At 40.7% G+C, this 14,757-nt stretch carries 12 protein-coding genes and 1 other annotated feature; of the genes, 1 reads left to right on the forward strand and 11 read right to left on the reverse strand.

Annotated features, from left to right (window positions below; genetic code table 11):
• Positions 1 to 35 precede the first annotated feature (35 nt).
• The 11 genes from Q4550_RS09105 to hemA form a co-directional block, all read right to left on the reverse strand.
• A complete protein-coding gene (locus tag Q4550_RS09105; RefSeq protein ID WP_303531980.1) occupies positions 36 to 1,331 on the reverse strand; it encodes a bifunctional folylpolyglutamate synthase/dihydrofolate synthase in 1,296 nt (431 codons plus the stop codon).
• Positions 1,332 to 1,387: 56 nt separating this feature from the next.
• Complete coding sequence (locus Q4550_RS09110) at positions 1,388 to 4,030, reverse strand: valine--tRNA ligase (RefSeq protein ID WP_303532330.1); 2,643 nt, start codon at positions 4,028 to 4,030, stop codon at positions 1,388 to 1,390.
• 114 nt (positions 4,031 to 4,144) lie between these two features.
• Positions 4,145 to 4,369 (reverse strand) — a binding site (T-box leader).
• 359 nt (positions 4,370 to 4,728) lie between these two features.
• Positions 4,729 to 5,694 carry a phosphotransferase gene (locus tag Q4550_RS09115; protein ID WP_303531983.1) on the reverse strand — a complete coding sequence of 322 codons (966 nt, stop codon included), beginning with the start codon at positions 5,692 to 5,694 and terminating at the stop codon, positions 4,729 to 4,731.
• Positions 5,694 to 6,557 carry a hypothetical protein gene (locus Q4550_RS09120; RefSeq protein WP_303531985.1) on the reverse strand — a complete coding sequence of 288 codons (864 nt, stop codon included), beginning with the start codon at positions 6,555 to 6,557 and terminating at the stop codon, positions 5,694 to 5,696. The genes Q4550_RS09115 and Q4550_RS09120 overlap by 1 nt, the downstream gene beginning before the upstream one ends.
• Before the next feature lie 68 nt (positions 6,558 to 6,625).
• A complete protein-coding gene (spoVID, locus tag Q4550_RS09125) occupies positions 6,626 to 7,660 on the reverse strand; it encodes a stage VI sporulation protein D (protein ID WP_303531987.1) in 1,035 nt (344 codons plus the stop codon).
• 142 nt (positions 7,661 to 7,802) lie between these two features.
• On the reverse strand, positions 7,803 to 9,089 hold the full coding sequence (hemL, locus tag Q4550_RS09130) for a glutamate-1-semialdehyde 2,1-aminomutase (RefSeq protein ID WP_303531990.1): 1,287 nt from the start codon (positions 9,087 to 9,089) through the stop codon (positions 7,803 to 7,805).
• Between the two features lie 24 nt (positions 9,090 to 9,113).
• Complete coding sequence (hemB, locus tag Q4550_RS09135; protein ID WP_303531993.1) at positions 9,114 to 10,091, reverse strand: porphobilinogen synthase; 978 nt, start codon at positions 10,089 to 10,091, stop codon at positions 9,114 to 9,116.
• Between the two features lie 12 nt (positions 10,092 to 10,103).
• The gene (locus tag Q4550_RS09140; protein WP_303531996.1) at positions 10,104 to 10,820 is read right to left on the reverse strand and encodes a uroporphyrinogen-III synthase; all 717 of its coding nucleotides are present in this window, start codon (positions 10,818 to 10,820) and stop codon (positions 10,104 to 10,106) included.
• Between the two features lie 26 nt (positions 10,821 to 10,846).
• Positions 10,847 to 11,776, reverse strand: a complete 930-nt coding sequence (hemC, locus tag Q4550_RS09145; protein ID WP_194219381.1) for a hydroxymethylbilane synthase — start codon at positions 11,774 to 11,776, stop codon at positions 10,847 to 10,849.
• Between the two features lie 25 nt (positions 11,777 to 11,801).
• Positions 11,802 to 12,629: a cytochrome c biogenesis protein gene (locus tag Q4550_RS09150; protein ID WP_303531999.1), complete on the reverse strand. Its 828-nt coding sequence runs from the start codon at positions 12,627 to 12,629 to the stop codon at positions 11,802 to 11,804.
• Between the two features lie 17 nt (positions 12,630 to 12,646).
• Positions 12,647 to 14,020 (reverse strand): glutamyl-tRNA reductase, encoded by a 1,374-nt coding sequence (gene hemA, locus Q4550_RS09155; protein ID WP_303532002.1) that lies wholly within the window; start codon positions 14,018 to 14,020, stop codon positions 12,647 to 12,649.
• Between the two features lie 241 nt (positions 14,021 to 14,261).
• On the opposite strand from hemA, the gene Q4550_RS09160 reads away from it, so the two are divergent.
• Entirely contained in the window at positions 14,262 to 14,738 is a 477-nt protein-coding gene (locus tag Q4550_RS09160) for a LiaI-LiaF-like domain-containing protein (RefSeq protein ID WP_303532005.1), read from the forward strand.
• The last annotated feature ends 19 nt before the right edge of the window (positions 14,739 to 14,757 follow it).

Below are 14,757 nucleotides of genomic sequence, written 5' to 3' on the forward strand. Positions count from 1 at the left end.
AATGGCGAAAAAGTCCTAGTTTTTTCTATAAAATTCTAATTTTTTAGAAAATGACGAACTTCAGAGACAAAATAAAGAGAACCCGTTATCAGAAGCAGGTCATTTTCAACCATCTCATCCATCGTCACCTGGATGGCTTTCCTCCAGTTTTCCTCATATCTCTTATTAGCAAAAGTCGCTTTATTCGACAACTCCTCACCTGATACAGCTCTTGGAAATTCAAAGGTAGTAAACGAAATAGTCTCAATTAGAGGATAAAGTGGTTTTAGCATCGATTCAATATCTTTATCACCAAGAGCACTAAAGATAACATGTATGTGTCTTTCAGGGTAATGCTGCTTAAGCGTGTTAGCAAGACTTTCGACACCTTCCGGATTGTGCGCACCGTCCACAACAATAGTCGGATTTGAACGAAGCTGTTCGAATCGACCTGGCCACTTCGCTCTCTCCAGTCCGCGCTGAATCATATCCTGTTCAATATGTAGACCATAGAAAACACGTAAATATTCAAGTGTCATAAGCGCTGCACCTGCATTTTTTACCTGGTGCTCACCCTTCATCTGAATGTGTAGATCTTCGAGTTTACGGTAAGGTGATTGAAAAGAAAAACGCTCCCCTTCCTTATCACTCATTTGCTCCTTAATAGAAAACTCTTCATTCAATCGATAAATTTTCGTCTTTTTCGATTTCGTCGTTTCATGTAAAAGAGTGAGTACCTCTTCTTTTTCAGCAGTTGTCACAAGAGGAACCCCTGACTTAATGATCCCCGCTTTTTCATAAGCGATTTGCTTAATATCACTCCCTAGAATGTGCGTATGATCGTATCCGACATTTGTAATCACACTTACAAGCGGGTGAATAATATTGGTTGAATCAAATCGTCCGCCAAGACCAACTTCCATCAAAACAAGATCTGGATAGGCAATTGTCCCAAAATATAAGAGAGCGATAACCGTAATCACTTCAAATTCAGTTGGTGACCCAAGCGGAGAGACAGCCGCCATCTCAACAAGAGGCTGAACACGATTGCATAGAGCAACTAAATCTTCTTCATTAATCGGTCGTCCATTAATAGCGATTCGTTCGCTAAACGATTCAATATAAGGAGAAGTAAAACTTCCTACTTCATACCCCGACTCCTCGAGCACCGTTCGCAAGTACGTAACGGTTGATCCTTTTCCGTTCGTTCCGCCAACGTGTACCGTTTTCAACCGTCTTTCTGGATGGTCGAGCTGATCGAGCATCCATTCCATACGCTCTAAACCTGGTTTAATGCCATGATTTAATAAACTATGAATCCAACTTACCGCTTCGTCATATGAGTGAAACATATGTCCCGCTCCCTCCTTAAAAGAAGACGAACCTCTAAACGAGATTCGTCATTTTCTTATTTTTTTAGTTCGTTAATACGAGCTTCTACGTTGCTTCTTCTCTCAAGATAATCCTTTTCTTTCGCTCGTTCTTCTTCAACAACTTTCTCAGGAGCTTTGCTAATAAAGCGTTCATTAGCGAGCTTCTTCTGAACACGATCAACTTCAGAATCTAGCTTCTTCATTTCTCCTTTTAGACGCTCAATTTCTTCATCAATATTGATTAACCCTTCAAGCGGCAAGAATAATTCAGCTCCAGATACAACAGCCGTCATCGATTTTTCCGGTGCCTGAAGATCCGCAGAAATAGTCAAGGTTTCTGGGTTACAGAAGCGTTCAATGTATTGACTATTTTGTTCAAGCTGTTTCTGAGTATCAGCTGATTTTGGCTTAATACGAAGTTCAATCGGTTTGCTTGGTGCCACATTCATTTCAGCTCGAATGTTACGTACTGAACGAATAATTTCCGTTAGAAGCGCCATATCAGCAGCAGCTTCTGGGAAGTGAAGCTCTTCGTTCTTTACTGGCCAGCTTGCAACAGTAATCGATTCTCCTTCATGAGGAAGGTGTTGCCAGATTTCTTCAGTAAGATAAGGCATGAATGGATGCAGAAGACGCATCGTTTGGTCAAGTACATAAGCTAGAACAGAACGAGTTGTTTTCTTAGCTACTTCGTCTTCACCATAGAGCGGTAATTTCGCCATTTCAATATACCAATCACAGAAGTCATCCCAGATAAAGTTGTAAAGGTAACGACCCACTTCACCAAACTCATAGTTATTAATCAGGCGCGTCACTTGCTCAATCGTATCGTTTAAGCGAGTTAAAATCCATTTATCAGCTGTCGATTTTTCACCTGTTAAATCAAGTTCCTCATACGTCATGCCATCCATATTCATTAAGGCAAAACGAGAAGCGTTCCAAATTTTATTAGCAAAGTTCCACGTAGACTCTACCTTTTCCCAATAGAAACGGAGATCCTGACCTGGTGATGAGCCAGTGGATAGGAAGAAACGAAGGGAATCAGCACCGTACTTCTCAATAACATCCATTGGATCGACACCGTTACCGAGCGATTTACTCATCTTACGTCCTTCAGAATCACGTACAAGTCCATGAATGAGGACGTCGTTAAACGGGCGCTGCTCTGTAAATTCAATACCCTGGAAGATCATACGAGCTACCCAGAAATAAATAATGTCATAACCCGTTACTAGAACGTTTGTTGGGTAGAAACGGTTAAAGTCTTCAGCGTCTTCGTTTGGCCATCCCATTGTAGAAAAAGGCCAAAGCGCTGAACTAAACCACGTATCTAGAACATCAACGTCTTGCTCCCAGTTTTCAATATCGGCTGGCTCTTCAAGTCCAACGTGGATCTCTCCAGTTTCTTTATGATGCCACGCGGGAATGCGATGCCCCCACCAAAGCTGTCTTGAAATACACCAGTCACGAATGTTCTCAATCCAATTTAAATACGTTTTTTCAAATCGCTCAGGTACAAAGTTCACTTTGTCGTCTGACTTCTGAAGAGCAATCGCCTGCTCAGCAAGAGGCCCCATTTTAACAAACCACTGTGTTGAAAGATAAGGTTCGACAACAGCACCGCTTCGCTCAGAATGACCTACGGAATGAACGTGCTCTTCAATGTTGAATAAAATTCCTTTATCCTGTAAATCTTTCACAAGTTTCTTACGGCATTCAAATCGGTCCATGCCCTGGTACTCTCCGGCACTCTCATTCATTGACCCATCTTCATTCATTACGAGAATGCGCTCAAGGTTATGACGGTTACCAATTTCGAAGTCATTCGGATCGTGAGCTGGAGTGATTTTCACAGCACCTGATCCAAATTCCATATCAACGTAATCATCCGCAACAATTTCAATTTCACGCCCTACAAGCGGCAAAATCGCTTTCTTACCAACTAGGTGCTTGTAGCGCTCATCTTTTGGATGAACAGCAATACCTGAGTCACCTAGCATTGTTTCAGGACGAGTTGTTGCAATTTCGATATGTCCTGAGCCATCTGCAAGAGGATAGCGCATATGATAGAAGTGACCAGTTACTTCTTGGTGAATAACTTCAATATCAGAAAGGGCCGTTTTTGTTTGTGGGTCCCAGTTGATAATATATTCACCGCGATAAATTAAGCCCTTCTCATATAGCTTTACAAATACTTCACGTACTGCATCAGAAAGACCGTTATCAAGTGTAAAACGCTCTCTTGAATAATCTAGAGAAAGACCAAGCTTCGCCCACTGGCTACGAATAAAATCCGCATACTCTTCTTTCCATTCCCAAGACTTCTCAAGGAACTTCTCTCGGCCAAGGTCATAGCGCGAGGTACCTTCTTCTCGGAGCTTTCCTTCAACTTTTGCCTGTGTCGCAATCCCAGCATGGTCCATTCCTGGAAGCCAGAGAACATCATATCCCTGCATACGCTTTACACGCGATAGAATATCTTGAAGCGTTGTATCCCAAGCATGCCCGAGGTGTAGTTTACCTGTAACGTTCGGCGGGGGGATTACAATTGTATAAGGTTCTTTTTCTTTATCACCTGTTGCCTCAAAAAATTTGCCATCTACCCAATACGGGTACCATTTCTGCTCTGTTGCCTTTGGATCGTACTTCGTCGGCATCGTTAGCTCTTTATTCGCCATTGTCACTCTTCCTTTCCATTCAATAAGTCTCAGGACATTTCTGCGGCTTTCCTTGTTCTCTTTCCACGAAGGTGTAAGCTTTTTAAACAACAAAAAAACTTCCTCCATCCTTAGGAAAAGGACGAAAGAAGTATTTTCGCGGTACCACCTTTATTTACAGCTAAATAAACGTTAGCTGTACGCTTCATTCGAATAACGGGATTACCGGATTCTCCTACTACTCGTTCAGAGAAACAGCTCAAGGGCGACTTCGAATGCTACGATCCTGAGAAATCTTTCAGCAAATGACTTCTCTCTCTGAAGGGTTCACATTCTACTACTCCCTATCTTTGCCTGTCGACTATTTGTATCATTAAGTTTACCTTTTTGATTCGAGATCGTCAAGATCATAAGAGCCCTTTTTCTTAGCTTAGCCAGTTCTCTCCCGCCTTAATCACCCAATTTCAACTTCACACATAGTCTATTTGTAACAATAACTGAAAACAAAGGAGAATACCTGATATGAAAAAACGGTTTGGTGGAATGAATCGCTTTCAGATCCCACCCTCGTTATATAAGTTCAGAGATATTTGCGCTCAGTTCGTACCTCCGTTTATTGTGTTTCAAACGATCCGAACAATCCTTTTTCCAACATCTATAGATGTACTTATATTAATAATCCTTGTTGCATTAGAAGTGTGCTTTTACTTTGAATGGATCTAGAAGTTTTCTAGAACTTTATTTATCCCATTCATCACTTCTATTTTTTTCGTGAATAGGCGGACATGCTTAATATGTGGCCATTGTTGTCGGTTTTCATTAAATAATAACACGCTATTAAAAACCGACTCTGGAAAATATAAATAGCTTGCAAGTAGCTCCTTTTCCTCATCATTAAGAGAGAATTGGGCTTCATATCTGGCAAGATGAGCAGTTGTGGCAGCAGGATTGAATTGAAAAGGTTGAATAGATGAGCGAATAAAATAAGCAAGATCCCTGATAGGAGTATCGCTAACTGACTTCTCGAAATTAATAAAATACCCTCTCCCCGCGCTTGATACATAATGAGAAGGAGAGCATTTTCCGTGACAGAGAACACTTCGATACCGTTTTGCATCCAGAATTTGCTCATACCAGTCATCTAATCTTCTTTTCGCGAGCTCACAATACCTCATCAGTTGATGAAAATGTGATACAAAGGTAAGCTCAAATGGCGAAAGATAAATGCGTTTTTCAATATGGCTTACGTATTTCTCCATTTCAAATTGTCTACTTTCTCTTAATAAAACCATTTTCTGATACGACTGTTTGATCACTTCTTCAGAAAAAGCTTGCTCTTTAGCAGTATAGCCATGTAATTCAGCAAGGTGATGAACGAGAAGCTCATCTTTTTGAGCAGGACTTGTTTCCCTTTCATCTACCCAAGGCGTTAAATAAACGATGTGATCCCCTTGATAAACGAAGGAATCCCCATACTTTGTTCGAACAAGTGGTACATATCCTTCGAATTTTAGCTGTTTAAACCGCTCCTCTAGATAAAGCATACGATCCATCTGTTCTTTACTAAGCTGCGCTTTTTTTAAAGCAAACGCGCCTCTCTCTGTTTCGATCTTTGTGATTTTCCCCATTTGTACAACCCGTTCAGGATATAAATCATATTGAAATAAGAGTGCTGGATCGCTCATTAGAAGGAAATCCTCCTATCTGAAAGGGAGAGCTCAAGCAGCCTTAACATATCTCTATTCGCTTCCCACTTATCAATAAACTCTTTCATGACCTGATCAGGGTCATTCATATTCGATTGCAATGCCTGAATACATTCCTGCCACTCCCATGGAGCAAAAATAACCTGAATAAGTCTGGGTTTCATATCGTCCTCCACGCCATTCACTAACGCTTCAAAGCATTTTATAAAGTGAGGGGAGTTCTTAAGAGCATACCAGGAATGAACTTCTTTCAGGATAACTTTGGAAGCAGAAACAGGTGGTTCGTCGCTACATTCAAAGTAGATTTGGCCTAAAACCTCTTTTAAAACATGGTGAGTAAATGGAATGAATGGAAGCGAATAACATATCTCAAAATCCAGGCGCTTTTTCACTTCTGGAATAAGGTTAACAAGTAACAAGTATTGTTCTTTATGAGTTAATCTTAGAGACGATAAATCCTCTAACGTCTTACGATAAGGAAAATGTGATGTAAGAGTAGCCTTCTGATCTCCGGTACTTAGTAGTGTCGCAAGTAAATATCCTTTCATTTCAGGAACGTTCTCCAATGGATAAGCTTCTTCTACATGATCATGTACAGTCATATAATCGTTTTCTATTCGGATAAATCTTTTCCCTTCATTGGTTCGAATCATTCGATTACAAAGAAATCCATGTTGAGAAAAAAGACGGTCACGGAAGTTGAGATGATACTCAAGCAAATCCCGATCCCGCCAGTATGATAGTTTTCTTTTACCTAAATGGGTCATGATCAATTGTGGTTTCTCTAACCATTGGACATCTTTTAGATCATACTTCTCTTCAATGATCGCTACGAGATCCATTTCGATTACCCCTTTACCCCCTACCCTATTTGCAACATTCCAAAGGTAGGGGCAGCAAACAATTTAAGTTAACGATTGACAGGAATATATAAGATCTGTCCTTCCTTCACTTCATCTTCCTCAAGACGATTGACTCGCGCAAGATGACTCGGAAGGACTCGATAGCGTTCCGCTATTTCGGTTAACGAATCACCCGGTTGGATAATACACATCTTCATTCTCGAAAATTGTTCTTCCTCTTTTGTCAGCATACTTGTAAGATAGAGCGCATTTTCTTCACGCGGTGCTTGATTCCGGTTTTCCTGATACTCTTGTTCCTCCTCTTCATAGTTATAATGATCGTCTTGATTTGACCTCGTTTCTTCTACGATTGGCTGGTTATTATATTCATTGGAACCATCCATTTGCCTAGCCATTCTCGTGAGAAAATCATACGTGGGTTCCGGCTGCTCCTGATCATCGTTCTCTAGTTCGTTTACTTCATATGAGTCTGACTTAGCTCTCATACCTACTTGTGGAGCGCGTAAATGATAGGCCTGTTCCAATGATTCTTCCTCACTGTCATCAACGTATTTAATATCATTCTCCCAGATTGCATCTTCCTCTGTTGTATATTCCTCTGTCTCTTCGTCCTCTTCTACAACGTATAGTTCAGCTTCTTCCTCTTCTACACGATTTTGATCCCCCTGAATGCCGCTAATGGAAATATCTGCTTTCAACTGAAGGCAATTCTCTTCCAGTAGAGAGTAATCAAACGTGTCAACCGTAACGAAAATTTCCTCGAGACTCCTTATACGGCTTGCTGGAATCGTAATATCAACAGGGAAACGATGCCCCATTGACGCTGTGCCATCTTCTCTAACATTCACCTCATGAATGGAACGATAAGGGGAAGCCTCGTTTGTAACTTCCTCATCTGTTTGGTCACGCTGCAAATATTCACCCGTTAAATATAAACAGCCTTTCACAGCTACATAATCCTCATACTCTTCAATCGAAATTTCAGGGTCAAGTGAGATGGATAGAACCTCTTCAACTTCCTGTCCTTTCTTTAACCAGACCTGCTCCTCCACGGAGAAATGCAAATATGAGCCTTCAGGCATGCCTTCTCCTCCTTTCAAACATTATCCATACATTACACATGTATGAGTGATTCACAGGATTATGTCTAAATTGAAAAAGAATGAAGATGTTTTCAATTTCTTATCATAGAAAAAGCTACCGGCAAATGCCGGTAGCTTTAGGTTAGACAAGTTTTGAGAAAGCCGCTTCTGCAGCCGCAATTGTTTCATCAATATCGTGATCTGTGTGGGCGGTTGACAAGAACATTCCTTCAAATTGAGAAGGTGGAAGTGAAATCCCTTGTTCAAGCATTTCTTTAAAATAGTTTGTAAAATGTTCAAGATTTGAAGAGGATGCTGTTTCGAAATTAATCACATCTTCATTCGTAAAGAAGAAACCAACCATCGATCCTGCACGATTTACTGTATGAGGGATATTGTATTTTGCAGCAGCTTTTGAAAGTCCTTCTCCAAGTCGCTCTGCTTTCCGTTCAAATTCCTCATAACTTTCTGGTGTGAGTTGCGATAGCGTTTCATACCCAGCCGTCATAGCAAGCGGATTTCCACTTAATGTTCCCGCTTGATAAATCGGACCGCTTGGTGCGATTTGATCCATAATTTCTTTCTTACCGCCATAAGCGCCAACAGGGAGCCCACCGCCTATAACTTTACCTAGACACGTAAGATCGGGTGTAACATTGTAAAATCCTTGAGCGCAATTATACCCAACGCGGAAGCCTGTCATAACTTCATCAAAAATAAGAAGTGTGCCATTCTCTTCCGTTATCTTACGAATTTCTTCAAGATAGCCCTGCTGTGGTGGGACGACCCCCATGTTACCTGCTACAGGTTCAATAATGACGCCGGCAATGTCATCTCCAAATTCCTTGAATGCGTAACGTAAGCTTTCAAGATCATTATATGGAACCGTAATAGTATTTTTCGCAATTCCCTCAGGTACGCCAGGACTGTCAGGTAGCCCAAGTGTCGCAACACCAGAACCCGCTTTTATTAATAACGAATCCCCATGCCCATGATAGCAGCCTTCAAACTTAAGGATTTTATTACGGCCAGTATATCCTCTTGCTAAACGTAAAGCACTCATAGTGGCTTCCGTTCCTGAATTCACCATACGAACAATTTCAATAGATGGTACTCGATCAATCACTAGTTCAGCTAGTTTCGTTTCATACTTACTAGGTGCACCAAAGCTCGTTCCAAGCTCTGTCACAGCTTTAAGGCGATCAACAACCTGTTCATCAGCATGACCAAGAATAAGTGGTCCGTACGAAAGGACGTAATCAATATACTCATTTTGGTCGATATCATAAATTTTAGATCCTTTTCCTTTTTCCATAAAAATAGGATCCATGCCAACTGATTTAAACGCCCTAACTGGACTGTTCACTCCACCTGGCATTACTCTAGATGCTTCTTGAAAAGCTTCCTTAGAACGATCAAAATTACCCATTTTCACAACCCCTCTCTTTCAGTTCTATTGATCTAGCCAGCGAGCAGCATCTTTCGCAAAATATGTGATAATTAAATCTGCTCCTGCGCGCTTCATACTTGTTAATTTCTCAAGGACAACCTCTTCTTCATTTAGCCACCCGTTCTGACTCGCAGCCTTTATCATGGAATATTCCCCACTTACATTATAGGCAACCATCGGTAGAGGATAACGATCTTTGAGTTCACGAATGATATCAAGATAAGAAAGAGCCGGTTTAACCATTAAGAAATCTGCCCCTTCAGCGATATCGCTCTCTGCTTCTCGAATAGCTTCGAGTCGATTAGCTGGATCCATTTGATACGTTTTACGATCTCCGAACTGCGGAGTACTATGAGCAGCATCGCGGAAAGGACCATAGAAAGCAGATGAGAACTTCACAGCGTAGCTCATCACTGGGACGTCAACAAAGCCCGCTTCATCAAGACCTTGACGAATTGCCGCAACAAAACCATCCATCATGTTAGATGGGGCAATCATATCTGCTCCTGCTTTCGCTTGAGAAATCGCTGTTTTCGTAAGTAACTCTAGCGACTGGTCATTTTGTACATAACCATTCTCAATCACACCACAATGGCCATGATCCGTATATTGACAAAGACATGTATCTGCAATAACAGTTAATTCAGGAAACGCTTCTTTAATTTGTGCAATAGCTCTTTGCACGATGCCAGTATCACAGTATGCTTCTGATCCAACCGCATCCTTATGATTTGGGACACCAAACATCATAATTGACTTAATACCAAGGTCAACAACTTCCTGTACCTCTTCATTCAAACGGTCTAATGAATAGTGATAAACACCAGGCATAGAAGGAATTTCGCGTTTCACATTTTCTTCTTCAACTGCAAAGATGGGATAGATGAAATCCTCTTTATGTAAATAGGTTTCTCTCACGAGTGATCTCATTGATTCAGATCGTCTTAGACGACGATGACGATGAAAGTTTCCTGTTTCCATTATACTTTCCTCCTATTTTTCAAAGAAACGCTCAAGGCTATCAAGCATTCCTTCAATTGTATATTGATCAGGGACTACCTGAGGTACGATCCCATAAGACAGTAGCGTCTTTTCAGTAATAGGTCCAATTACCACTATTGTGATCCCTTTAAGCTTATCTTTCAAATTCTCGGCTTGGAGAAGTTGATTAAAATGGTGGACCGTTGACGAAGAAGTGAACGTAATGACATCACACTCTCCCTCTTCAATCACTCTTTTCAATGCCGCCCTGGACTCGTAAGGAATAACTGTGTCATAGATAGGTAAGTCAGTTACGTTAAATCCAAGATCCCTTAATTGCCCCGGCAATACTGCTCGACCAAGATTCCCTCTTGGTAATAATATCTTCTCATTTGGGTCAGCCTTACGAGACAAAGCGGCTACAAGCCCTTCTGCTATAAAATCCTTTGGCATAAGATTGATTTCAATCCCATATCGCTTTAGGGCCTTAGCTGTTTTACTTCCAACAGCGGCAACCTTTACACCTTTTGGAACCTTCGCTTGCTTCAAGAAAAACCGCACACCATTCGCACTTGTAAACACAATCCAGCTATATTCACTCAACGTGATCGAGTTCAACAGTTGATTCCGAGATTCGAATGAAATAAGAGGGATTTCAATAGAAATCCCCTCTTTTTCTTCAATTAATTTCGTAAATGATGTTGCCTGCTCCCGAGCTCTCGTGACCAATACACGCTTTCCTGAGAGCGGCGAGATCATTGGTCTAATTCTTCTTTCACACGGTCGAGGATATCCTTAGCTCCCTGTTCTTTCATTCTATTTGCAAGTGTGTTCCCTACCTGGATAGGATCATCACCAATTTCCATTTCCTTAATAATGATAGAACCATCAGGCTCTCCCACTAATCCAGTAACCGTAAGCGTCTCATCCTTAAGCGTCGCATGACCGGCAATCGGCACCTGACATCCACCTTCGAGAGTATGAAGAAAAGCTCGCTCCGCTAATACTGTTTTCGTCGTTTCATAATCACTGAATTGATTTAAAATAGCTCGTAGTTCATCATCACTTTCTCGACATTCAATCGATAAAGCGCCTTGTCCAACAGCCGGTACACACAAATCAGGATCAAGGTATTCTGTAACAATCTCCTTTGACCACCCCATGCGGTGTAGACCCGCTGCAGCTAGTACAATAGCATCATAATCTTCATCTGTAAGCTTACGTATACGCGTGTCAATATTTCCGCGAATCCACTTAATCTCCACATCCGGACGAATGGCTTTCAACTGTGCACCACGTCTCAAACTGCTAGTTCCGATTACGGCACCTTCTGGAAGCTCTCTGAACGTCTTCTTCGATTCAGAAATAATCACATCCCGATGATCTTCACGTTCAGGTATACACCCAATCATTAATCCTTCAGGTAAAATAGAAGGCATATCCTTCATACTATGAACCGCCATATCAATATCTCCTCTTAACATGGCGTCTTCAATTTCCTTCACAAATAGGCCTTTTCCCCCAACTTTTGAGAGAGTAACGTCAAGAATTTTATCACCACGAGTGACAATCTCTTTGATTTCAAAATCAACATCCGGATTTAATTCCTTTAGTTTACTGATCACCCATTTTGTTTGAGTGATCGCTAATTTACTTCTTCTTGAACCAACTACGATTTTACGCATCATTTATCCTCCATTCAGTGCTCCCTTATACATACCAGAAATGGAATTCTGAAAATGTTCCAGAAAGGAAGACATTAATTAAAACGATAAGAAACGCCGCTACGTTCCATAAAGCAAGGGATTTCCCTTCCATATCTCTAGCTACCTTTTGATATAAATACGTACTATATGCTCCAAGAACGATGAAAGAGATAATAACCTTTGCATCCAGTAAGCTGAATGTATCTACTTTCAAGATAGCCCATACAATTCCTAAAATCAGGCTCAGTAACAAAAGCGGCACACCTAGAACGCTACATAAATAAGACAATTTCTCAAGCTGTGACAAATCCCCAAATCTTCTCAGTCGTTTGCTCCACTTCTTACCTTTTAACATTTGATAGAGAGTTAAATACATAATTGAGAAAATAAAGGAAAGTGAAAATGCTCCATATGATAAGAAAGCCATCGTAATATGAATAATCGAAAGCTCAGACATAAGCTGTTCAGTGAGTAAACTCGATGCCTGCTCTCGAGTAGCAAATAAGTTGATGGCCATTATACTGAAACCGAGTACATTTGCAAAAAAGACAAAGAAGTCAACTCGAAAAAACCAATTAATTAAGAGTGATAGTGAGACAATCACCCACGCATAAAAAAATAACCCCTCAAAAGGTGTTAAAATCGGGAATCCGCCAATTTCAATAATCTGCGTTACAAGAAACGCACTTTGCAGGATCCAGACAATAGAAAGCAACCAGAAAGCAAACTGATTTACTTTCCGGTTGTTCTGCAAGAAATCAATAAAATACCCAAGCACACTAAGTGCATAAAGTAATATCGTTATATCATAAAGCCAGCTGGCGTTCGTCACAAATCATGTCTCCTCTCCTAGGAGCGCAACTGCGATACCTGTAATAAAGGGGAGTAGTCAACGGATTCATGCTGTCTTTTTTCTTCGTTTTCTTTCACTCTTTGCTTATGGAGTTCTCTCTCAATCTCTTCTTCAATCGCAAATATTTTAGTGAAGATCTCAAGCGACTCTTCTGCATTTGGCTCTGCAGCCATCTCCTTCACACGCACTATAGGATCACGTAGCAGCTGGTTCACTATGCTTTTGGTATGCTTACTCAATACTTTTCGTTCCCGATCTGTTAAATTCGGCAGTTTGCGTTCAATACTATTCATTGTTTCTGCTTGAATCGCAAGTGCTTTCGTACGTAATGCTGTAATCATCGGTACAACGCCAAGTGTATTGAGCCACTCTCTAAATTGAACAAGATCTTCTTCAATCATTAGTTCAATTTTCTCTGCTTCCTTTTTCCGCTCTGCAATGTTTGTTTCGACAATCCCTTCTAGATCGTCAATATCGTATAAGAAAACAGAGTCCATATTATTAAGTGATGGATCTAGATCTCTTGGAACAGCAATATCTACCATAAACAATGGACGACCTCTTCGCTTTTTAAGTAGAGGTTTGACATTTTGCTCGGTTAGAACATAACTTGTTGAGCCTGTTGAACTGATTAGAATGTCTGCATCAGCTAGCGCAGTTTCTACTTCATCCATAGAACGAGCCTGTCCTTTAAAACGAGAAGCAAGCTCTGTCGCTTTCTCAAGCGTTCGATTTACGACCGTAACTTGGTCTACACCGTTGCTTTGCAAATTCTTAGCAGTGAGTTCACCCATCTTGCCAGCGCCAAGAATGACAACGTGTTTATTTTGAAGTCCACCAAAAATCTTCTTGGCTAATTCGACTGCAGCATAGCTCACCGAAACGGCATTTTCTCCAATTTCAGTTTCGGAATGGGATCGTTTAGCAAGAGTAATCGCTTGTTTAAAAAGCTGGTTAAAAATTGTTCCTGTTGTCTCTGAATCCTGAGCAAGCAAGAAAGCATCACGAACTTGTCCAAGGATTTGCGTCTCCCCAATGACAAGCGAATCAAGTCCAGCCGCTACACGATAAAGATGTTCTGTTGCCGCATCGTTTTCGCGAATCACTAGATATGGTGAAAATTCTTCTTTCTCAATTCCAAACCATTCAGATAGAAAAGCTTTTGAATAATATCTCCCTGTATGAAGCTGATCAGCAACAACATATAACTCTGTACGGTTACATGTTGATAAGATCACCGCTTCTAGAATACTTTTAGAGTGACGCAACTTATCTAATGCTTCAGGCAATTCATTCTCCTGAAAGGAAAGTTTCTCTCGTATTTCAACAGGGGCTGTTTTGTGGTTCAACCCTACGACCAGGATGTGCATCGTTCCACCCCCAAAAAATTGTTAGCTAAAACTAATCTTTTGCTATCATACCGTCTCTAATTATTGTAACATGTGACAAAACTCACAGAGTTATGAAATGTGAACAGACTATGAAAGCAATTATGATATGATGAAGAAAGTATTATCTCTGCATATTATTAGTAGTCATACAACTATTAATGTACCAGAAAATCAATTGTATAGCAAAAAATGCGTATTTCTGACAATAGGAGGATTTTCATTGAAACGTCAAAGTATTTTTCCAGGTGTTTTATTTATCGGAATCGGCCTTTATTATCTCTCACAAACGTTAAACCTGCCTTTTGCTGAGCAACTAATGAATTGGCAAGTAATCCTAATCGTTATCGGTGTAGCGATGATGATTCAAGGCTTCATTGCGAGAGAAGGAAACATGCTTTTTCCTGGAGTACTCCTACTTGGCCTTGGTGTCCATTTCTACTTCGTCAATAAACTCGCTATTTGGCCAGACAGCTGGGGCATGTATACCCTTATATTAAGTGCTGCCTATCTCGTTACATATTATAAGACCAAGAAAACTGGCCTCATTCCAGGTTTAATTCTACTTGCTATATCCATTATCGAACTTCTATACACCGGGTTAGAAATTTGGCTTTCGACTACTTTTTCTTTCGTAGGAAAATTCTGGCCCCTTGCTTTAATTGCAATCGGTATCTATCTTGTAACGAAAAAAAAGTAAGGAGCTGCAGCTCCTTACT

Origin of the sequence: Anaerobacillus sp. 1_MG-2023 (genome assembly GCF_030547345.1) — a bacterium.
In the GTDB taxonomy this organism is placed as follows: domain Bacteria; phylum Bacillota; class Bacilli; order Bacillales; family Guptibacillaceae; genus Guptibacillus; species Guptibacillus hwajinpoensis_B.

Excerpts from the sequence above, each read along its gene's own strand:
- Q4550_RS09105 (WP_303531980.1), bottom strand. The coding sequence starts at position 1,331 with ATGTTTCACTCATATGACGAAGCGGTAAGTTGGATTCATAGTTTATTA.
- Q4550_RS09110 (WP_303532330.1), bottom strand. The coding sequence starts at position 4,030 with ATGGCGAATAAAGAGCTAACGATGCCGACGAAGTACGATCCAAAGGCA.
- Q4550_RS09115 (WP_303531983.1), bottom strand. The coding sequence starts at position 5,694 with ATGAGCGATCCAGCACTCTTATTTCAATATGATTTATATCCTGAACGG.
- Q4550_RS09120 (WP_303531985.1), bottom strand. The coding sequence starts at position 6,557 with ATGGATCTCGTAGCGATCATTGAAGAGAAGTATGATCTAAAAGATGTC.
- spoVID (WP_303531987.1), bottom strand. The coding sequence starts at position 7,660 with ATGCCTGAAGGCTCATATTTGCATTTCTCCGTGGAGGAGCAGGTCTGG.
- hemL (WP_303531990.1), bottom strand. The coding sequence starts at position 9,089 with ATGGGTAATTTTGATCGTTCTAAGGAAGCTTTTCAAGAAGCATCTAGA.
- hemB (WP_303531993.1), bottom strand. The coding sequence starts at position 10,091 with ATGGAAACAGGAAACTTTCATCGTCATCGTCGTCTAAGACGATCTGAA.
- hemC (WP_194219381.1), bottom strand. The coding sequence starts at position 11,776 with ATGCGTAAAATCGTAGTTGGTTCAAGAAGAAGTAAATTAGCGATCACT.
- hemA (WP_303532002.1), bottom strand. The coding sequence starts at position 14,020 with ATGCACATCCTGGTCGTAGGGTTGAACCACAAAACAGCCCCTGTTGAA.